Source organism: Pseudomonas weihenstephanensis, from assembly GCF_016812185.1.
Lineage (GTDB): Bacteria > Pseudomonadota > Gammaproteobacteria > Pseudomonadales > Pseudomonadaceae > Aquipseudomonas > Aquipseudomonas weihenstephanensis.
In genome coordinates, this window is the sequence record NZ_JAAEBV010000001.1 from 516,003 (window position 1) to 537,155 (window position 21,153).

The window sequence follows — 21,153 nt, forward strand, 5'->3', positions numbered from 1 at the left end:
CCGAGGGCTTTACTGCATGTCGAAAGAAGACAGCTTCGAAATGGAAGGCACTGTCGTCGACACCCTGCCCAACACCATGTTTCGCGTGGAGTTGGAAAATGGGCACGTCGTAACCGCGCATATCTCCGGCAAGATGCGCAAGAACTACATTCGTATTCTTACCGGTGACAAAGTGCGCGTCGAGCTGACGCCCTATGACTTGAGCAAAGGGCGCATCACTTACCGCGCCCGTTAATCTAGTCAATACAAAACGCCCGGTTATGCCGGGCGTTTTTGTTTGCCTGCGATTTGTCGCGCACTTTATTCGCAGGCTGCGAGCCTTTGCGGATTCGCCAAACACCTAAAGGGCTATGCCGAACACCATAAAAAAAGCGCCTTTCGGCGCTTTTTTAAAGCTACATCACATCAAGCCATTTCGACTGACGTCTCAAACTCAAAGGTCAACTCACCGTCTTTCAGGTCGATGTGCACTACACCGCCATGGTCGGCCAACTCACCGAAGAGAATTTCTTCCGCCAACGGACGCTTGATCTTGTCCTGAATCAGACGTGCCATCGGGCGGGCGCCCATCAACACGTCATATCCACCGGCTGCCAACCAACCCCGCGCCGCATCCGTCACCTCAAGCTGCACATGCTTGTCTTCCAGCTGCGCTTGCAACTCGGTGAGGAACTTGTCCACCACATGTTTGATCACCTCATGACTGAGGCGACCAAATTGGATAATGGTATCCAGACGGTTACGGAACTCCGGCGTGAAGCTCTTCTTGATCGCCTCCATCGCATCGGACGAGTGATCCTGGAAGGCAAAGCCGATCGATGCCCTCGACGCTGTTTCGGCACCCGCATTGGTGGTCATGATGACGATCACGTTGCGGAAGTCAGCTTTACGCCCGTTGTTGTCGGTCAGCGTGCCGTGATCCATAACCTGCAACAGCAAGTTAAAGACTTCAGGATGCGCCTTCTCGATCTCATCAAGCAGCAGCACGCAGTGTGGCTGCTTGGTGATGGCTTCGGTCAACAAGCCACCCTGATCGAAGCCTACGTAGCCAGGAGGTGCACCGATCAGGCGAGAGACGGTGTGACGTTCCATGTACTCGGACATATCGAAACGTACCAGCTCAACACCCAATGCCTTGGCCAACTGACGAGCCGCTTCAGTTTTACCAACACCGGTTGGCCCTGCGAACAGGAACGAACCTACGGGCTTGTCTGGCGACTTCAGGCCGGCACGCGACAATTTGATTGCCGTCGACAGCGAATCAATCGCTGCGTCCTGACCAAATACCGTCAGCTTCAGGTCACGCTCAAGGTTACGCAGCAGCTCCTTGTCAGAACTGGACACATGCTTTGGCGGAATACGGGCAATTTTTGCCACGATATCTTCGACCTGCTCGACCTCAATGCGCTTGACGCGCTTCTCGACCGGCTGCAGACGCTGATAAGCACCCGCTTCGTCAATCACATCGATGGCCTTGTCCGGCATGTGCCGGTCATTGATATAACGCGACGCCAGCTCGGCCGCTGCACGCAGTGACTCATCGCTGTATTCGATATTGTGATGCTGCTCGAAACGCCCTTTCAGGCCGCGCAGGATACCGATGGTGTCTTCCACCGACGGCTCGGACACATCGACTTTCTGGAAGCGCCGTGCCAATGCACGATCCTTCTCGAAAATGCCGCGAAATTCCTGGAACGTCGTCGAGCCAATGCAGCGAATATCCCCCGAAGACAGCAGAGGCTTGAGCAGGTTGGAAGCGTCCATCACGCCACCTGACGCCGCGCCAGCACCAATAATGGTGTGGATTTCGTCGATAAACAGAATCGCCTGCGGGCGCTTTTTCAGCTCACCGAGTAACGCTTTGAAACGCTTTTCGAAATCGCCCCGGTACTTGGTACCCGCCAGCAATGCGCCGAGATCAAGGGAGTAAACGATGCTGTTAGCCAGCAGGTCAGGTACCTGATTGTCGACGATACGCTTGGCAAGGCCTTCGGCAATCGCAGTTTTACCCACGCCAGCCTCACCCACCAGCAACGGGTTGTTTTTACGGCGGCGCGCCAGGATCTGAGCCACGCGCTCAACTTCCATCTCGCGCCCAACCAGCGGATCGATCCGACCCTGACGGGCCAGTTCATTTAAGTTGCTGGCGTAGGCATCCAGCGGATTGCTGGAAGAAGACGGCTCACCACCTTCTTCATCCTGCATGTCTTGCTCACCTTCAGAGTGATCGCCATGGCCAGGCACTTTGGAAATACCGTGAGCGATGAAGTTGACGACATCAATGCGCGCAACACTCTGCTGCTTGAGCAGGAATACCGCCTGGCTCTCTTGCTCACTGAAAATCGCGACCAGCACGTTAGCGCCGGTTACCTCACGCTTGCCCGAACTCTGCACATGGAACACGGCGCGTTGCAGAACACGCTGGAACCCGAGCGTAGGCTGGGTTTCGCGATCTTCATCGTGAACGGGGATCAAGGGGGTGGTGGAATCAATAAACTCTTGCAGGTCATGCTTGAGTTTGTCGAGGTTTGCGCCGCAGGCGCGTAGAACGGTTGCGGCCGCCTCATTATCTAAAAGCGCAAGAAGGAGGTGCTCAACCGTCATGAATTCATGACGCTTGGAGCGGGCTTCCTTGAAGGCAAGATTGAGGGTGACTTCGAGCTCGCGGTTTAACATGGCTTCACCTCATACCCAAGTGGTCGGCGTTAACCGTCCTTCTCGATTTCACAGAGTAGCGGATGCTGGCTTTCGCGTGCGTACTGGTTTACCTGCATGGCCTTGGTCTCGGCGATGTCGCGGGTAAAGATGCCGCACACTGCCCGTCCTTCTGTATGAACGGCCAGCATGACCTTGGTCGCCAATTCGCGATTCAAGTTAAAAAACACCTCAAGCACTTCGACAACGAAATCCATGGGTGTGTAGTCATCGTTGAACAAAACCACCTTGTACATCGGCGGCGCCTGAAGAGCAGGCTTAGCTTCTTGCACAGCCAAGCCAGCGGAGTCGTCGTCATCAAAATCGGGTCGATCCTGATTGAATGTTAGTCGAATCTGGCTGATTGCATGCATGGAAAGAAAGGTTCGTCGTTGAGCAATTACAGAGATGGAGGCAAGCGTGTCAATTTTCAACAGCGCCGCCGCGTGACCTTGACTATCGGTAAAACGGTGTTACAACCATTGGTACCCACAGTGGGGAATAAAGGTCCGCACAGTCAACCACTTTTGGTGGTCGATGTGCGAGTGAACTGGATGATACTCCAGTGATGGAGTTGTTTGCAGCAGAGGGATATGAGCATGCAAGGCACGGTCAAGTGGTTCAACAATGCCAAAGGCTTCGGCTTTATCAATACAGATGCCAAGGAAGGCAAAGATGAACAAGGAGACAAGATCGACTTTTTCGCCCATTTTTCGGCAATCGACATGGACGGCTATAAAACCCTGAAAGCGGGCCAGCCGGTAAGTTTCGAGATTACACAAGGCCCTAAAGGGCTGCACGCCGTGAAAATCACAAGCAGCCCACTCAACGCCCTACCGCAAATGACTGCGACAGAGGTTAAAACCCTCTCGGTCTGACCCACCGGCTCCACAGTCAGCGTTAAAAAAGGCCGATTCATTCACTTGAATCGGCCTTTTTAGTCACTGCGCGTTTACATATGCGCAATCAGTGCATCACCAAAGCCCGAAGACGAAACCAAGGTTGCGCCGTCCATTAGCCGCTCAAAATCATAGGTCACGGTTTTGGCCGAGATCGCACCATTGGTGCCCTTGATGATCAGGTCTGCGGCTTCGGTCCATCCCATATGCCGCAACATCATTTCAGCGGAGAGAATCAGCGAACCTGGGTTCACCTGGTCCTTGCCTGCATATTTAGGCGCCGTGCCGTGAGTGGCCTCAAACATGGCAATGGTGTCGGACAAGTTGGCTCCCGGCGCAATACCGATACCGCCCACCTCGGCTGCCAGAGCATCGGAGAGGTAGTCGCCATTGAGGTTCAGCGTGGCAATCACGTCATATTCAGCCGGACGCAGCAGAATTTGTTGCAGCATCGCATCGGCAATGGCGTCTTTAACAATGACATTGCGTCCGGTTTTGGGGTTTTTGAACTGCATCCACGGGCCGCCGTCGAGCAGCGTCGCACCAAACTCTTGGGCCGCGACTTCGTAGGCCCACTCTTTGAAGGCGCCCTCGGTAAATTTCATGATGTTGCCTTTGTGCACGATGGTCAGCGACTCGCGGTCGTTATCCACCACATATTGCAAGGCTTTGCGCGCCAGGCGCTGAGTGCCTTCTTTGGACACTGGCTTGACGCCAATCCCGCAGTCCTGATCAAAACGGATCTTGGTCACGCCCATTTCTTCTTTCAGAAACTTGATGACCTTGATGGCTTCCGGTGAACCGGCCTTCCACTCGATACCCGCGTAGATGTCTTCGGAGTTTTCGCGAAAGATGGTCATGTCCACATCGCCTGGTTTTTTCACCGGGCTGGGCACACCTTCAAACCAACGCACCGGGCGCAGGCACACATACAAATCGAGTTGCTGGCGCAGGGCAACGTTGAGGGAGCGAATGCCACCGCCAACCGGCGTAGTCAGCGGGCCCTTGATCGAAACGACGTAATCCTTAACGGCGTCCAGGGTTTCTTGCGGCAGCCAAGTGTCCTGATCGTAAACCTGCGTCGCTTTTTCGCCCGCATAGACCTCCATCCAGGAGATTTTTCGCTTGCCTGCGTAGGCTTTGCTAACGGCCGCATCGACAACCTTGATCATGACTGGGCTGATATCGACACCAATACCGTCACCCTCAATGTAGGGAATGACGGGATTGTCGGGCACGTTAAGGGAGTGGTCTGCATTGACGGTGATTTTCTCACCTGCGGCTGGAACCTTGATCTTGTTGTATCCCATGCTGAACTCCATATGTGGGTTTAACATCTATGCCGTTCTGGAGCGTAACCCAGTTAAATGGACAGGCAAATCGAATGTTCCACATACCCGGTTACATGCTTACGACAAACCGCCTGACAAGTGCGAAAACAAAGGGGTTAGTGCCAAAACGCAGGGCGATATGCGAACGCTTCTTAGACCAATGGATGACCGCTGACCCACCGCAGCCCTCGCCGGAACATTAGTGACCTATGTATACTGCGCCGGTGACCGCGGAGTCATCGCGAAGCACCACATTGCAATGAGTCTTTCAGGCCTAGAAAGGCTGAGCCGTTACCCCGGCTCGACCGCTTGACGCTCTACTGATGCATTCACATCACCGCGAAGAACCTCGACTTTCGGCTCATTGTTCACTGTGAACGAAAGCGCCTACCCTGCGCATCTCGAGAATCTGAGCACGCTCAGCAAAGAAGAGAGTTAATCCGAAATGCCCACCCGTTCGAAGATCATCTATACCTTCACCGACGAAGCTCCGGCGCTCGCCACCTATTCACTGCTGCCTATCATCGAAGCGTTTACCGCCAAGGCTGATATCGCTGTTGAGACGCGCGACATCTCTCTGGCAGGCCGAATCCTTGCCAGCTTCCCCGAGCAATTGGGTGCCAAGGCTGTAGCCGACCACCTCGCCGAACTGGGCGCCCTGGCCGTTACACCTGAAGCCAATATCATCAAGCTGCCTAACATCAGCGCCTCGCTGCCGCAATTGCAGGCCGCCATCAAAGAACTGCAATCGCATGGCTTTGATATCCCGGACTACCCGGAGACCGTGACCACTGACGCCGACAAAGAAGTCAAAGCGCGTTACAGCAAAGTCATGGGCAGCGCCGTAAACCCGGTGCTGCGCGAAGGCAACTCTGACCGTCGCGCCCCGCTGTCGGTCAAAAACTACGCGCGCAAGCACCCGCACAAAATGGGCGCATGGGCCGCAGACTCCAAGTCCCACGTCGCTCACATGAGCGAAGGCGACTTCTATGGCAGCGAAAAAGCCGCCCTGATCGAAGCCCCGGACAGCGTCAAAATCGAGCTGATCGCTCAAGACGGCACCACCACCGTCCTGAAAGAAAAAACCGCCGTACAAGCCGGTGAGATCATCGACTGCTCCGTCATGAGCAAAAAAGCCCTGCGCCAGTTCGTAGCGGCCGAAATCGAAGACGCCAAAAACAAAGGCGTACTGTTCTCGGTGCACTTGAAAGCCACCATGATGAAGGTCTCCGACCCGATCATGTTTGGTCAGATCGTGGCTGAGTTCTACAAGGATGCGCTGGAAAAACACGCAGACGTCCTGAAAGAAATCGGTTTCAACCTGAACAACGGCATTGGCGACCTGTACGCTCGCATCAAAGCGCTACCAGCCGACAAGCAAGCCGAAATCGAAGCAGACATTCAGGCGGTCTACGCCAATCGCCCTGCCCTGGCAATGGTGAACTCCGACAAAGGCATCACCAACCTGCACGTGCCGAGCGACGTTATCGTCGACGCCTCGATGCCGGCCATGATCCGCGACTCCGGCAAGATGTGGAACACCGAAGGTCAGTTGCAAGACACCAAGGCCATCATCCCGGACCGCTGCTACGCCACTATCTATCAGGCGACCATCGAAGACTGCCAGAAGCACGGCGCTTTCGATCCAACCACCATGGGTAGCGTGCCGAACGTTGGCCTGATGGCGCAAAAAGCCGAAGAATACGGCTCGCACGACAAAACTTTCCACATCAAAAAGCCTGGCGTAGTCCGCGTATCCGACAGCAACGGCAACGTGCTGATGGAACAAAACGTCGAAGAAGGCGATATCTGGCGCATGTGCCAGGCCAAAGACGCGCCGATCCGCGACTGGGTCAAGCTGGCCGTTAACCGCGCTCGCGCCAGCAACACCCCGGCGATTTTCTGGCTCGACCCCCAGCGCAGCCACGACGGCGTGATGATCGAGAAAGTTCAGGCGTACCTGAAGGATCACGACACCAGCGGCCTGGATATCCGCATCATGTCGCCTGTTGAGGCCATGAAGTTCACGCTCGAACGCACCCGCAAGGGTCTGGACACCATTTCGGTGACCGGCAACGTATTGCGCGACTACCTGACTGACCTGTTCCCGATCATGGAACTGGGCACCAGCGCCAAAATGCTGTCGATCGTACCGCTGATGAATGGCGGCGGTCTGTTCGAAACAGGCGCAGGCGGTTCGGCTCCAAAGCACGTTCAACAATTGCTGGAAGAAAACTTCCTGCGTTGGGACTCGCTGGGTGAGTTCCTGGCACTGGCGGCCTCGCTGGAGCACCTGGGCACGACCTACAACAACCCGAAAGCGTTGGTATTGGCCAAAACCCTGGATCAGGCCACTGGCCAGTTCCTCGACAACAACAAATCGCCATCGCGTAAAGTCGGCAACATCGACAACCGCGGTAGCCACTTCTACCTGGCGCTGTACTGGGCACAAGCCCTGGCAGCCCAGACTGAAGACAAAGAGCTGCAAGCCCAATTTGCTCCTGTAGCAAAAGCCATGACCGAGAACGAGGCAACCATCGTTGCTGAACTCAACGCCGTGCAGGGCAAGCCTGTTGATATCGGTGGTTACTACCACGCCGATGCAGACAAGGTGAGCAAAGTAATGCGCCCTAGCGCCACACTGAACGCGATCATCGCCGCCGTGTAAGAGCAACATCGCAACACCACAAACCCCGGCCCACGACGCCGGGGTTTGTGTTTTTAAATCGAACACAAAACTTGTCGGCGCTGGCGAAGGCTGCGATCTTTTGATTTTTATGAAAACGCAGCCTTCAGCAGCCCCGACAAAAAATCGAGACCTCACACATGGACTGGAAACCCCACATCACTGTTGCCACTGTCGTCGAAGACAACGGGCGCTTTCTGATGGTCAAAGAGTTAAAGCACGGCCGCGCAGTGCTCAACCAGCCCGCAGGCCACTTGGACCCGAATGAAAGCCTGATCGACGCGGCTATCCGCGAAACCCTTGAAGAAACCGGTTATGACGTCGAACTCACCGGTGTCATCGGCATTTACCTGTACACGGCGCCCAGCAACGGTGTGACGTATCAGCGCGTGTGCTTTGCCGGTAACGCGGTCAAACACCATGCCGATGCCACGCTCGACACAGGCATCATCGGCCCGCTGTGGTTGACCCGCGACGAGCTGCTGGAACAGCGCCATCGCTGGCGCAGCGAATTGACCCTGCACTGTATCGACGATTATCTGAGCGGCAAATTGTTCGACCTCTCGCTAATCCGCCCTTCGGTTTAGCCTTGAGCGCTCGGGCCTGCTAGAATCGCGTCCTTTTTCAAGACACTCATTGAAACCCTATGCGTGATCCAGCCTTAGTCGCCCCCGAAAAACAGCGCGTCATTGTCGGCATGTCCGGCGGTGTCGACTCTTCCGTTTCCGCCGTTCTGCTCATCGAGCAGGGCTACCAGGTGGAAGGCCTGTTCATGAAGAACTGGGAGGAAGACGACGGAACCGATTACTGCACCGCCATGGATGATCTGGCAGATGCCCAGGCCGTGTGCGACAAAATTGGCATCAAGCTGCACACCGCCAACTTTGCCGCCGAATACTGGGACAACGTGTTTGAGCACTTCCTGGCCGAATACAAAGCCGGACGCACGCCAAACCCGGACATCCTGTGCAACCGCGAGATCAAGTTCAAGGCGTTCCTCGATTACGCCCTGATGCTCGGGGCTGACTTGATTGCTACCGGCCATTACGTGCGTCGCCGCGACATCGACGGCCGCACCGAGCTGCTCAAAGGCCTGGACCCCAACAAAGACCAGAGCTACTTCCTGCACGCGGTCGGCGGTGAACAAATCGCCCGCACCCTGTTCCCGGTCGGCGAGCTGGAAAAACCCGAGGTGCGCCAGATCGCCGAAAAACACGACCTGGCCACCGCCAAGAAAAAGGACTCCACCGGGATTTGCTTTATCGGCGAGCGCCGTTTCAGTGACTTCCTCAAGCAATACCTGCCGGCCCAACCGGGCGAGATCAAAACCACCGAAGGTGAAGTCATTGGCCGCCACCACGGCCTGATGTATCACACCATCGGCCAGCGTCAGGGTCTGGGCATCGGCGGCCTGAAAGACGCCAGCGATGAGCCGTGGTACGTCTTGCACAAAGACCTTGAGAACAACGAACTGATCGTCGGCCAAGGTAACGATCACCCGTGGCTGTTCTCGCGCGCCCTGCTCGCCTCGGAGATCTTTTGGGTCAACCCGGTCGACCTGAGCACACCGTTGCGCCTGACGGCCAAGGTGCGCTATCGCCAGAGCGATCAACCCTGCACGCTGGAGCAAACCGCGACCGGTTACCGCGCCACCTTCGACGATCCGCAACGCGCGGTCACGCCGGGCCAGTCCGTAGTGTTTTACGATGGCGAAGTGTGCCTGGGCGGCGGCGTGATCGAAGTGGCCGAACCTTGGACCAGCAAGAGCGCACAGGCATGAACCCCACCCAGGAACAACTGGTGGCCCTGGGCGGCGTGTTTCTGGCCGCCGTACTGGTGGATAAAATCGCCAAGACCGGTCAGGTCAGCGAGGCTGATCTGGCCTGCATGCTGGGCAGCTTGCTGGTGCGCGACCCCAAGGACACGCTTGAAGTCTTCGGGGGTGATGACATCAACCTGCGCGAGGGCTACCGCGCCCTTATCGGTGCACTGGAGCGCGACCCCAATACCCTGCAACGCGAACCGCTGCGCTATGCCCTGTCGATGCTCAACCTTGAGCGTCAACTGGCCAAGCGCGACGACATGCTGGAACTAATTGGCAAGCGTTTGCCACAGATCCAGTCGCAAGTTGAACACTTCGGCCCCGCTCACGAGAACGTGGTCGCCGCGTGCGGTGCCCTCTATCAGGACACCCTGAGCACGCTGCGCCAACGCATTCAAGTGCATGGCGACATGCGCAACCTGCAACAACCGAACAACGCCGCCAAAATTCGCGCCCTGCTGCTGGCCGGTATTCGCTCGGCACGCCTATGGCGTCAATTGGGTGGCCATCGCTGGCAGCTGGTATTCAGCCGACGCAAATTGCTCAAAGCGCTTTATCCCATGCTGCGCGGCTGATCGCCGCCAGCAAGCACACGCTGTAACGTCGATACGCGTATGACGCCGGTCACTTGGCAACGGACCGGCCGTTTTTTTCATGTATGATACGCGCCCCATTTCGTTGCCCGACTGTCCGAGAACACCCCATGAAGCTCTCTTCGCTCACTGCGGTTTCCCCTGTTGACGGCCGCTATGCCGGCAAAACCCAGGCCCTGCGCCCCATTTTCAGCGAATACGGCTTAATCCGTGCCCGTGTACTGGTTGAAGTTCGCTGGCTCCAGCGTTTGGCCGCTCACGCCGCCATCCCTGAAGTCCCGGCCTTTTCCGCGCAAGCTAACGCTGTGCTGAATGAACTGGCCGAAAACTTTTCTCTGGAGCACGCCGAGCGCGTCAAAGAGATCGAGCGCACCACCAACCACGACGTAAAAGCCATTGAGTACCTGCTCAAAGAACAGGCCGCCAAGCTGCCTGAACTGGCCAACGTCAGTGAGTTCATCCACTTCGCCTGCACCAGCGAGGACATCAACAACCTGTCCCACGCTTTGATGCTGCGCGAAGGCCGTGATGAGGTGATGCTGCCCCTGATGCGCCAAACCGCCGACGCCATCCGCGAACTGGCGATCAAGTTCGCCGACGTCCCGATGTTGTCGCGTACCCACGGCCAACCGGCTTCGCCGACCACTTTGGGCAAAGAGCTGGCCAACGTGGTTTACCGCCTGGAGCGCCAAATCGCTCAAGTGGCGGCTGTACCGCTGCTGGGCAAGATCAACGGCGCAGTGGGCAACTATAACGCCCACCTGTCGGCCTACCCGCAGATCGACTGGGAAGCCAATGCCCGCGCCTTCATCGAAGACGAGCTGGGCCTGGGTTTCAACCCGTACACCACGCAGATCGAACCGCACGACTACATCGCCGAGCTGTTCGACGCGATTGCGCGCTTCAACACCATCCTGATCGACTTCGATCGCGATATCTGGGGTTACATCTCCCTGGGTTACTTCAAGCAGCGCACCATCGCAGGCGAAATCGGCTCCTCGACCATGCCGCACAAGGTCAACCCGATCGACTTCGAAAACTCCGAAGGCAACCTGGGTATCGCCAACGCGCTGTTCCAGCATCTGGCCAGCAAGTTGCCAATCTCCCGCTGGCAGCGCGACCTGACCGACTCCACCGTACTGCGTAACCTGGGCGTAGGTTTTGCTCATAGCGTGATCGCGTACGAAGCCAGCCTCAAAGGCATCAGCAAACTGGAGCTAAACGCTCAGAAGATCGCTGCTGACCTGGACGCTTGCTGGGAAGTTCTGGCTGAGCCGATCCAGACCGTCATGCGCCGTTACAACATTGAAAACCCGTACGAGAAGCTCAAAGAGCTGACGCGCGGCAAAGGCATCAGCCCTCAAGCACTGCAAACCTTCATTGACGGCCTTGAAATGCCGGAAGCGGCCAAAGCCGAGCTGAAACTGCTAACCCCTGCCAACTATATTGGCAACGCGGTTGAGCAGGCCAAGCGCATCTGATTGCTGCAACGACCTACTAACGCCCGGCCGTGCCGGGCGTTTTTATTCCCGAATACAAAGCGCAATTTTTCAATAGGTTACACATGAATCCTGATATTCCTCTTCAACTTCTGGGCGGCATCACTGCACGCGAATTCCTGCGCGACTACTGGCAGAAGAAACCGCTGCTGATCCGTCAGGCCATTCCTGACTTTGAAAGCCCGATCGATGCCGACGAACTGGCCGGTCTGGCGCTTGAAGAGGAAGTCGAATCGCGACTGGTGATTGAGCACGGCGAACGCCCATGGGAACTGCGCCGTGGCCCTTTTGCCGAGGACGAGTTTGGCAAATTGCCAGAGCGTGAATGGACTTTGCTGGTTCAAGCCGTCGATCAGTTCGTGCCAGAAGTCGGCGAGCTGCTGGAAAACTTCCGCTTCCTGCCGAGCTGGCGCATTGACGACGTGATGATCAGCTATGCCGCACCGGGCGGCAGCGTTGGCCCGCACTTCGACAACTACGACGTGTTCCTGCTGCAAGGCGCCGGTAAGCGTCACTGGCAGATCGGCCAGATGTGCGACTCCGAAAGCCCGTTGCTGGAGCATGCCGACCTGCGCATTCTGGCCGACTTCCAGGCCACCGATGAGTGGACCCTTGAGCCGGGCGACATGCTGTACCTGCCGCCGCGCCTGGCCCACTGTGGCGTTGCCGTCGATGACTGCCTGACCTACTCGGTAGGCTTCCGCGCCCCGAGCGCCGCTGAAGTGCTCACCCACTTCACCGACTTCCTGAGCCAATACCTGCCTGACGAAGAGCGCTATACCGACGCTGACGCTCAGCCGGTCAGCGACCCGCATCAAATCCAGCACGACGCGCTCGACCGCCTCAAGGGTCTGCTCGCAGAACACATGAGCGATGAGCGCATGCTGTTGACCTGGTTCGGCCAGTTCATGACCGAGCCCCGATATCCGGAACTCGTGGTCGGCCCCGAGCTCGAAGAAGAAGACCTGCTGGGCAGCCTGGATCAAGGTGCGGTACTGATCCGCAACCCGAGCGCTCGCCTGGCCTGGTCTGAAGTCGATGAAGACCTGCTGTTGTTCGCCAGCGGCCAAAGCCGCCTGCTGCCAGGCAAACTGCGTGATCTGTTGAAAATGATTTGTGCCGCCGACGCGCTGCACAGCGACAACCTCGGCGCATGGCTGGCCGATGAAGATGGACGCAACCTGCTCTGCGAGCTGGTTAAACAAGGAAGCCTGGGGTTCGCTGATGAATAGCATTCACGTACGTGTCGCCGACTGGCAAAAGGACAACGCCGAACTTCGACGCATTCGTGAGGCGGTGTTTATTGCCGAACAAAAAGTCCCGCCTGAGCTGGAGTGGGACTCAGACGACAGTAGCGCCGTGCATTTCCTGGCCTACGAAGGTGACTTTCCGATTGGTACCGCCCGGCTGCTGCCAGACGGCCATATCGGCCGCGTCTCAGTCTTGAAGGACTGGCGCGGCTTGAAAGTGGGTGATGCGCTGATGCAAGCGACCATCGTTGAAGCCGAAAAGCGTGGCCTTAAAGAGCAAAAGCTCAGCGCGCAAGTGCATGCCACGCCTTTCTATGAACGACTGGGCTTTAAAGTCGTCAGTAACGAGTTTCTGGAAGCCGGAATCCCGCACGTCGACATGGTGCGCGGTGCCTGACATCCGCCGTTAGTCGCAGCCCGCGCCAACGACTGCAACCCCCTATAAAACGCCCTGCCATTTTCGGATCGCAGGGCGTTTTGCTAGGTGGCATTCAACCTCGCCCCATTGGCGCCGACAAACTGGCACACTCCTGTCATTACCCTTTACACATTGCGGAGATAACGGACATGTCCCTACGCCCTCTCATCGTCAGCCTGCTATTGATGCTCAGCTTCAACGCCCACGCCGAGACCCAAGTCATCTCCCTGCAAAATCGCACGGGTGCGGCCTTGCTGCCGGTGGCACAGAGCTTTATCGGCACCGAAGGCAAAGTCACCCTGTATGGCAACCAACTGATCGTCGAAGCGCCCGCACAGAAAATTCAGGGCTTGGAGCAACTGCTGGCCAAACTCGACACACCTGCCAAGCGCCTGCTGATCACCGTTGACACCAGCGACAACAATTCCCCCGGCACCGACAGCAACACCCGGGTCTATAGCACCGCCAGCCGCGACGGCGGTGTCCAGCAGATACAAGCTACCGAAGGCGTACCGGCACTGATCCAGACCGGCCAAAGCGTACCGCTCACCAGCACTCAGACAGATGCCTACGGTCGCCTGTCGGCGCAAACCAATTACCGCAACGTCACCAAAGGGTTTTATGTCACCGCAAGCGTCACAGGTGAAACGGTACACCTGGCGATCAGCACCAATCGCGACCGCATGAGCCAGGCACAACCGGATGTAGTGGACGTGCAAAGTACCGACACACAGGTCAGCGGCCCACTCGGGCAATGGATCACGGTGGCCGGCATCAATGGCCAGAGCCAGGCCGACCAACAAGGCGCAACCCGCACGTACTCGACTCAGAACCGCGATGACATGACATTGCGGGTCAAAGTCGACGCACTCGACTAAAAGGCCCAAAACTGACTGGCAAGTCGTAATCGAGAAAATATGTAGTGAATTAAAAAAGGCACTACAAAACGTTTGACGACTCAAAAAAGCAGAGGCATGATGGCCCCGCTCCCGCCGATCCAGCGCCTTGCAAAGGCCCTGGATCAAAGGCGAGACGCCATTCACGCACTCACTCAAACAATATTGCTGTGTGCTTGGTGGAGCTGATTTTTTCAACCCAGACCTATGCGACGAGGTTTATCACCATGGCACTGACACGCGAACAGCAAATTGCAGCCCTTGAGAAAGACTGGGCCGAAAACCCACGCTGGAAAGGCGTGACTCGCGATTATTCCGCTGCTGACGTGGTCCGCCTGCGCGGCTCGGTTCAACCCGAGCACACCTTTGCAAAAATGGGCGCTGACAAGCTGTGGAAACTGGTGACACAGGGCGCACATCCGTCCTTCCGTCCTGAAAAAGATTTCGTCAACTGCATGGGCGCCCTGACCGGGGGCCAAGCGGTACAACAGGTTAAAGCCGGCATCCAGGCAATCTACCTGTCGGGCTGGCAAGTGGCGGCAGACAACAACTCTGCCGAATCCATGTACCCCGACCAGTCGCTGTACCCGGTGGACTCCGTGCCAACCGTGGTCAAGCGCATCAACAACTCATTCCGTCGTGCTGACCAGATCCAGTGGAAGGCCGGTAAAAATCCGGGCGACCAAGGTTACATCGACTACTTCGCACCGATCGTGGCGGATGCCGAAGCCGGTTTTGGCGGCGTGCTGAACGCTTACGAACTGATGAAAAGCATGATCGAAGCAGGCGCCGCCGGCGTTCACTTCGAAGACCAACTTGCATCCGTGAAAAAATGCGGCCACATGGGCGGCAAAGTCCTGGTACCCACTCAAGAAGCCGTGCAAAAGCTGACCGCTGCGCGTCTGGCGGCTGACGTTGCAGGTACTCCGACCATCATTCTGGCCCGCACCGACGCCAACGCGGCTGACCTGCTGACCTCCGATTGCGACCCGTACGACCAGCCGTTCGTGACTGGCGAGCGCACCAAGGAAGGTTTCTATAAAGTGCGTGCAGGGCTGGACCAGGCGATTGCACGCGGCCTGGCGTATGCGCCTTACGCCGACCTGATCTGGTGTGAAACTGCCAAGCCGGACCTGGAAGAAGCGCGTCGTTTTGCCGAAGCGATCAAAAAGGAATACCCGGACCAACTGCTGTCGTACAACTGCTCGCCTTCTTTCAACTGGAAGAAGAACCTGGACGACGCGACCATCGCCAAGTTCCAACGCGAACTGTCGGCAATGGGCTACAAGCACCAGTTCATTACCCTGGCGGGCATCCACAACATGTGGCACAGCATGTTCAACCTGGCGCACGACTACGCCCGCAACGACATGACGGCTTACGTGAAGCTGCAAGAGCAGGAATTTGCTGACGCGGCCAAAGGCTACACCTTTGTGGCACACCAGCAGGAAGTGGGCACTGGCTACTTCGACGACATGACCACGGTGATTCAAGGTGGCTCGTCCTCGGTGACCGCCCTGACCGGCTCGACCGAAGAAGAACAGTTCCACTGATTGATCGTGGAACCACGGCCATTGCCTAGCCTGTAAAGAACAATCGCAATGCCTTGAACGTAGCGCCCCGACTGGTTCGGGGCGTTTTTTTGCCTGATTTTCACACGCCCTGGCAGTCGCTGCCGAGGTACGCAGACAGCGAGCTTTTAAATAGCGCCTCTCAAGCGCAGCATCCCTTCATCAGCCGCGACTACACGCGTGCACATCTTCTGACCCAAACCCTGACCCAGATCCATGAACCCCATACAAAAAAAGGGTAGAAAGCCAAGTTCAAAACTTGCCAAGACTGCTTATATAAGCCAACTTTCAAAGGCGAGCGAAGCATAGGAACAATTAATCAGCCATTAAACGATATTCATTATCATTTAGAGGTGCTTTTGTTCATTACTTACCTAACAAAACATAATCACTCAAATACGCTGTAATGCCCGGACCACGAGGCTTGCGCAGACTTTAGGAGAAGCCATACCACTAAAGGACTGAATTAATTCATCTTAGAAAATTTACTTGCTGGGTGTTTAGCCATAAAATCGCGCCCATCAATTGCGCTGCGACATATCGTCACTGCTTTATTACCTTTTTGAGTTCAGAGACACGTGCTCTCTGTTAAGGATTACCAGCATGCCCGAAGCGACAGGACTCATAGCCCATAACTGGGGCTTTGCCATTTTCCTTCTCGGCGTTGTCGGCCTTTGCGCCTTCATGCTTGGCGTCTCCAGCCTCCTTGGGTCAAAAGCCTGGGGCCGCAGCAAAAACGAACCGTTCGAGTCCGGCATGCTACCTACCGGTGGCGCCCGCTTGCGGCTCTCAGCCAAATTCTATCTGGTCGCGATGCTGTTCGTGATCTTCGATATCGAAGCCCTCTTTCTCTTTGCCTGGTCTGTGTCTGTACGCGAAAGCGGCTGGACCGGATTCGTCGAAGCTCTCGTTTTCATAGCAATTCTGTTGGCAGGCCTTGTCTACCTATTTCGGGTGGGTGCTCTTGATTGGGCGCCAGAAGCTCGTCGTAAGCGACAGGCCAAGCTGAAACAATGAGGCTTTGGCGATGCAATACGAACTTACCAGGATCGACCCGGACGCTCCTAACGAGCAGTACCCGATCGGCACACGGGAAACCGTTGCCGATCCGTTAGAAGATCAAGTCCACAAAAACATTTTCATGGGCAAGCTTGAAGACGTGCTGAACGGCACGGTCAACTGGGGGCGTAAAAACTCCCTGTGGCCGTACAACTTCGGCCTTTCGTGCTGCTACGTGGAAATGACCACCGCCTTCACGGCGCCCCACGACATCGCGCGCTTTGGCGCCGAAGTGATCCGGGCATCGCCGCGTCAGGCGGATTTCATGGTGATTGCCGGTACCTGCTTCATCAAGATGGCGCCGATCATTCAGCGTCTCTACGAGCAAATGCTTGAACCTAAATGGGTTATTTCCATGGGTTCGTGCGCCAACTCCGGTGGCATGTACGACATCTACTCCGTGGTTCAAGGGGTCGACAAGTTCCTGCCCGTGGACGTTTACGTACCCGGCTGCCCACCCCGCCCTGAAGCTTTTCTGCAAGGCTTGATGCTTTTGCAAGAGTCGATTGGCCAGGAGCGTCGCCCACTTTCCTGGGTCGTTGGCGAACAAGGCGTGTACCGCGCCGAGATGCCATCGCAAAAGGAACAGCGCCGCGAACAGCGTATTCAGGTCACTAACCTGCGCAGCCCCGACGAAGTCTGATCCAGCCCCGCGTCTATTTATTAGAACGAGACACTGGCTTCATTCTTTACGTTGAACGAAAGCGATAAAAAAACCATGACTACAGGCTCCGCTCTGTACATCCCGCCTTACAAGGCTGACGACCAAGATGTGGTTGTCGAACTCAATACCCGTTTTGGCCCCGAGGCGTTCACCGCCCAGGCCACGCGCACCGGCATGCCGGTGCTTTGGGTTACCCGCGCCAAACTGGTTGAAGTCCTGACCTTCTTGCGCAACCTGCCAAAACCTTACGTCATGCTCTATGACCTGCACGGTGTGGACGAGCGTCTACGTACCAAGCGTCAGGGCTTGCCATCAGACGCAGACTTCACTGTCTTCTACCACTTGATGTCGCTGGAGCGTAACAGCGACGTGATGATCAAAGTGGCGCTATCCGAAACCGACCTGAGCGTGCCGAGCATCACCAGCATCTGGCCGAACGCCAACTGGTACGAGCGTGAAGTCTGGGACATGTTCGGTATCGACTTCAAAGGTCACCCGCACCTGTCGCGCATCATGATGCCGCCGACGTGGGAAGGTCACCCGCTGCGCAAGGACTTCCCGGCCCGCGCCACAGAGTTCGATCCGTACAGCCTGACCCTTGCCAAAGTGCAGCTGGAAGAAGAAGCCGCGCGCTTCCGTCCTGAAGATTGGGGCATGAAGCGTTCCGGCGAAAACGAGGACTACATGTTCCTCAACCTGGGCCCGAACCACCCTTCGGCTCACGGTGCCTTCCGCATCATCCTGCAACTGGATGGCGAAGAAATCGTCGACTGCGTGCCTGACGTCGGCTACCACCACCGTGGTGCCGAAAAAATGGCCGAGCGCCAGTCCTGGCACAGCTTCATCCCGTACACCGACCGTATCGACTACCTCGGCGGCGTGATGAACAACCTGCCGTACGTGCTCTCGGTCGAGAAACTCGCCGGGATCAAGGTGCCGGATCGGGTCGACACCATCCGCATCATGATGGCCGAGTTCTTCCGCATCACCAGCCACCTGCTGTTCCTGGGGACTTATATCCAGGACGTAGGCGCCATGACCCCGGTGTTCTTCACCTTCACCGACCGTCAGCGCGCCTACAAAGTGATCGAAGCCATTACCGGTTTCCGTCTGCACCCGGCCTGGTACCGCATCGGCGGCGTTGCCCACGACCTGCCAAACGGCTGGGAACGCCTGGTCAAAGAGTTCATCGACTGGATGCCAAAGCGTCTGGACGAATACCAAAAAGCCGCTCTGGACAACAGCATCCTGCGGGGCCGCACCATCGGCGTTGCCGCCTACAACACCAAAGAAGCCCTGGAATGGGGCGTCACCGGTGCTGGCCTGCGTTCGACCGGTTGCGACTTCGACCTGCGTAAAGCGCGCCCGTACTCCGGGTACGAAAACTTCGAATTCGAAGTCCCGCTGGCGGCCAATGGCGATGCCTACGATCGTTGCATCGTGCGTGTCGAAGAAATGCGCCAGAGCCTGAAAATCATCGAGCAGTGCATGCGCAACATGCCAGCAGGCCCGTACAAGGCGGATCACCCGCTGACCACGCCGCCGCCCAAAGAGCGCACGTTGCAGCACATCGAGACCTTGATCACACACTTCCTGCAAGTTTCGTGGGGCCCGGTCATGCCGGCCAACGAATCCTTCCAGATGATCGAAGCGACCAAGGGCATCAACAGTTATTACCTGACGAGCGATGGCGGCACCATGAGCTACCGCACCCGGATTCGCACCCCAAGCTTCCCGCACCTGCAACAGATCCCTTCGGTGATCAAAGGTGAAATGGTCGCGGACTTGATTGCGTACCTGGGTAGTATCGATTTCGTTATGGCCGACGTGGACCGCTAAGCATGAACAGCACGCTTATCCAGACAGACCGTTTCGCCCTGAGCGAAACCGAGCGCTCGGCCATCGAGCACGAGATGCATCACTACGAAGATCCACGCGCAGCGTCGATCGAAGCCCTGAAGATTGTTCAGAAGGAGCGCGGCTGGGTGCCGGATGGCGCGGTGTACGCCATTGGCGAACTGCTGGGCATTCCGGCCAGCGACGTTGAAGGTGTGGCCACGTTCTACAGCCAGATCTTCCGCCAGCCGGTGGGCCGCCACATCATCCGTGTATGCGACAGCATGGTCTGCTACATCGGCGGCCACGAGTCGGTGGTCAGCGAAATCCAGAGCAAGCTGGGCATCGGCCTGGGCCAAACCACTGCGGACGGGCGCTTCACGCTGCTGCCGGTGTGCTGCCTGGGCAACTGCGACAAGGCGCCGGCGTTGATGATCGACGACGACACATTCGGTGACGTGCAGCCTGCTGGCGTCGCCACGTTGCTGGAGGGCTACCCATGAGCCTGACTTCTTTCGGCCCTGCCAACCTGATCAAGCGTTCGGCAGAAACCCACCCGTTGACCTGGCGTCTGCGTGACGACGGCGAGCCTGTGTGGCTCGACGAATACCAGGCCAAAGACGGTTACGCCGCTGCGCGCAAAGCCTTCGCCGACATGGCTCAGGACGATATCGTCCAGACCGTGAAAGACGCCGGCCTCAAGGGTCGCGGCGGTGCGGGCTTCCCCACAGGCGTGAAGTGGGGGCTGATGCCCAAAGACGAATCCATGAACATCCGTTACCTGCTGTGTAACGCCGATGAAATGGAGCCCAACACCTGGAAAGACCGCATGCTGATGGAGCAACTGCCCCATCTGCTGATCGAAGGCATGCTGATCAGTGCCCGTGCACTGAAAACCTACCGCGGCTATATCTTCCTGCGTGGCGAATACACCACTGCCGCCGTACACCTGCGCCGCGCCGTCGAAGAAGCCAAAGCAGCAGGCCTGCTGGGCAAGAACATTCTAGGGTCGGGTTTTGACTTCGAACTGTTCGTGCACACCGGCGCGGGGCGTTACATCTGCGGCGAAGAAACCGCACTGATCAACTCCCTCGAAGGCCGTCGCGCCAACCCGCGTTCCAAGCCGCCATTCCCGGCTGCTGTGGGCGTATGGGGCAAGCCGACCTGCGTGAACAACGTTGAAACCCTGTGCAACGTACCGGCCATCATCGGCAACGGCGTTGACTGGTACAAATCCCTCGCCCGCGAAGGCAGCGAAGACCACGGCACCAAGCTGATGGGCTTCTCCGGCAAAGTGAAGAACCCCGGCCTGTGGGAACTGCCGTTCGGCGTGACTGCACGCGAGCTGTTCGAAGATTACGCCGGTGGCATGCGCGACGGTTTCAAGCTCAAGTGCTGGCAGCCAGGCGGCGCCGGTACGGGCTTTTTGCTGCCTGAACACCTGGACGCACAAATGTACGCCGGTGGTATTGCTAAAGTCGGCACCCGAATGGGTACCGGTCTGGCGATGGCCGTCGACGACAGCGTCAACATGGTGTCCTTGCTGCGCAACATGGAACAATTCTTTGCGCGCGAATCGTGCGGGTTCTGCACCCCTTGCCGTGATGGTCTGCCCTGGAGCGTCAAGCTGCTGATGGCAATCGAGCACGGCGAAGGTCAGCCCGGCGATATCGAGACCCTGCTGGGTCTGGTCGGCTTCCTCGGCCCTGGCAAGACGTTCTGTGCGCACGCACCGGGTGCCGTGGAGCCTTTAGGCAGCGCGATCAAGTACTTCCGTCCAGAGTTTGAAGCCGGTATTGCGCAAGCAACCCCCGGTGTTCCGCCTCTGGCACGCCCGATTGTTATCGGCGCGTAACGCTCTGACTGAGGGCGGTCCGTGCCGCCCTCTGATCGTTCGATAACGCCGTAAGGCTGGGTTGCTTCGAACGCATAACA

At 57.3% G+C, this 21,153-nt stretch carries 19 protein-coding genes; 16 read left to right on the forward strand and 3 right to left on the reverse strand.

Annotated features, from left to right (window positions below):
- Window positions 1–16 precede the first annotated feature (16 nt).
- Window positions 17–235 carry a translation initiation factor IF-1 gene (gene infA / locus GYN01_RS02215; RefSeq protein ID WP_002553999.1) on the forward strand — a complete coding sequence of 73 codons (219 nt, stop codon included), beginning with the start codon at window positions 17–19 and terminating at the stop codon, window positions 233–235.
- Window positions 236–405: 170 nt separating this feature from the next.
- Here infA and clpA read toward each other — a convergent pair whose 3' ends face one another.
- Window positions 406–2,676, reverse strand: a complete 2,271-nt coding sequence (gene clpA / locus GYN01_RS02220) for an ATP-dependent Clp protease ATP-binding subunit ClpA (RefSeq protein ID WP_048365307.1) — start codon at window positions 2,674–2,676, stop codon at window positions 406–408.
- Window positions 2,677–2,705: 29 nt separating this feature from the next.
- On the reverse strand, window positions 2,706–3,068 hold the full coding sequence (gene clpS, locus GYN01_RS02225; RefSeq protein WP_047274327.1) for an ATP-dependent Clp protease adapter ClpS: 363 nt from the start codon (window positions 3,066–3,068) through the stop codon (window positions 2,706–2,708).
- A gap of 225 nt (window positions 3,069–3,293) precedes the next feature.
- On the opposite strand from clpS, the gene GYN01_RS02230 reads away from it, so the two are divergent.
- Complete coding sequence (locus GYN01_RS02230; protein WP_125828513.1) at window positions 3,294–3,572, forward strand: cold shock domain-containing protein; 279 nt, start codon at window positions 3,294–3,296, stop codon at window positions 3,570–3,572.
- Between the two features lie 74 nt (window positions 3,573–3,646).
- Here GYN01_RS02230 and icd read toward each other — a convergent pair whose 3' ends face one another.
- Window positions 3,647–4,903 carry an NADP-dependent isocitrate dehydrogenase gene (icd, locus tag GYN01_RS02235; protein ID WP_048365305.1) on the reverse strand — a complete coding sequence of 419 codons (1,257 nt, stop codon included), beginning with the start codon at window positions 4,901–4,903 and terminating at the stop codon, window positions 3,647–3,649.
- A gap of 466 nt (window positions 4,904–5,369) precedes the next feature.
- Here icd and GYN01_RS02240 point away from each other — a divergent pair, with 466 nt between their 5' ends.
- From GYN01_RS02240 to nuoF, 14 genes are all read left to right on the forward strand, one after another.
- Window positions 5,370–7,592, forward strand: a complete 2,223-nt coding sequence (locus tag GYN01_RS02240; protein WP_048398928.1) for an NADP-dependent isocitrate dehydrogenase — start codon at window positions 5,370–5,372, stop codon at window positions 7,590–7,592.
- A 158-nt stretch (window positions 7,593–7,750) separates the two neighbouring features.
- Window positions 7,751–8,197, forward strand: a complete 447-nt coding sequence (locus GYN01_RS02245; protein ID WP_048398926.1) for an NUDIX hydrolase — start codon at window positions 7,751–7,753, stop codon at window positions 8,195–8,197.
- 59 nt (window positions 8,198–8,256) lie between these two features.
- Window positions 8,257–9,390, forward strand: a complete 1,134-nt coding sequence (mnmA, locus tag GYN01_RS02250) for a tRNA 2-thiouridine(34) synthase MnmA (protein ID WP_048365302.1) — start codon at window positions 8,257–8,259, stop codon at window positions 9,388–9,390.
- Window positions 9,387–10,007, forward strand: a complete 621-nt coding sequence (hflD, locus tag GYN01_RS02255) for a high frequency lysogenization protein HflD (protein WP_048365301.1) — start codon at window positions 9,387–9,389, stop codon at window positions 10,005–10,007. The genes mnmA and hflD overlap by 4 nt, the downstream gene beginning before the upstream one ends.
- A gap of 128 nt (window positions 10,008–10,135) precedes the next feature.
- The gene (gene purB, locus GYN01_RS02260) at window positions 10,136–11,506 is read left to right on the forward strand and encodes an adenylosuccinate lyase (RefSeq protein ID WP_048365300.1); all 1,371 of its coding nucleotides are present in this window, start codon (window positions 10,136–10,138) and stop codon (window positions 11,504–11,506) included.
- An 83-nt stretch (window positions 11,507–11,589) separates the two neighbouring features.
- Window positions 11,590–12,756, forward strand: a complete 1,167-nt coding sequence (locus tag GYN01_RS02265) for a ribosomal protein uL16 3-hydroxylase (RefSeq protein ID WP_048365299.1) — start codon at window positions 11,590–11,592, stop codon at window positions 12,754–12,756.
- Window positions 12,749–13,171, forward strand: coding sequence for a GNAT family N-acetyltransferase (locus GYN01_RS02270; protein ID WP_048365298.1), 423 nt, complete (start codon window positions 12,749–12,751; stop codon window positions 13,169–13,171). The genes GYN01_RS02265 and GYN01_RS02270 overlap by 8 nt, the downstream gene beginning before the upstream one ends.
- Before the next feature lie 170 nt (window positions 13,172–13,341).
- On the forward strand, window positions 13,342–14,070 hold the full coding sequence (locus tag GYN01_RS02275) for a secretin N-terminal domain-containing protein (protein WP_203306538.1): 729 nt from the start codon (window positions 13,342–13,344) through the stop codon (window positions 14,068–14,070).
- Window positions 14,071–14,315: 245 nt separating this feature from the next.
- Window positions 14,316–15,641 carry an isocitrate lyase gene (aceA, locus tag GYN01_RS02280; protein ID WP_048365296.1) on the forward strand — a complete coding sequence of 442 codons (1,326 nt, stop codon included), beginning with the start codon at window positions 14,316–14,318 and terminating at the stop codon, window positions 15,639–15,641.
- A gap of 621 nt (window positions 15,642–16,262) precedes the next feature.
- Entirely contained in the window at window positions 16,263–16,676 is a 414-nt protein-coding gene (locus tag GYN01_RS02285; protein WP_003446990.1) for an NADH-quinone oxidoreductase subunit A, read from the forward strand.
- A 10-nt stretch (window positions 16,677–16,686) separates the two neighbouring features.
- Entirely contained in the window at window positions 16,687–17,361 is a 675-nt protein-coding gene (locus tag GYN01_RS02290) for a NuoB/complex I 20 kDa subunit family protein (RefSeq protein ID WP_016780200.1), read from the forward strand.
- A 75-nt stretch (window positions 17,362–17,436) separates the two neighbouring features.
- On the forward strand, window positions 17,437–19,221 hold the full coding sequence (gene nuoC, locus GYN01_RS02295) for an NADH-quinone oxidoreductase subunit C/D (protein ID WP_048399556.1): 1,785 nt from the start codon (window positions 17,437–17,439) through the stop codon (window positions 19,219–19,221).
- A gap of 2 nt (window positions 19,222–19,223) precedes the next feature.
- Entirely contained in the window at window positions 19,224–19,721 is a 498-nt protein-coding gene (gene nuoE, locus GYN01_RS02300; RefSeq protein WP_055104976.1) for an NADH-quinone oxidoreductase subunit NuoE, read from the forward strand.
- Window positions 19,718–21,073, forward strand: coding sequence for an NADH-quinone oxidoreductase subunit NuoF (nuoF, locus tag GYN01_RS02305; protein ID WP_048365294.1), 1,356 nt, complete (start codon window positions 19,718–19,720; stop codon window positions 21,071–21,073). Before nuoE ends, nuoF begins: the two co-directional genes overlap by 4 nt.
- Window positions 21,074–21,153: the final 80 nt, after the last annotated feature.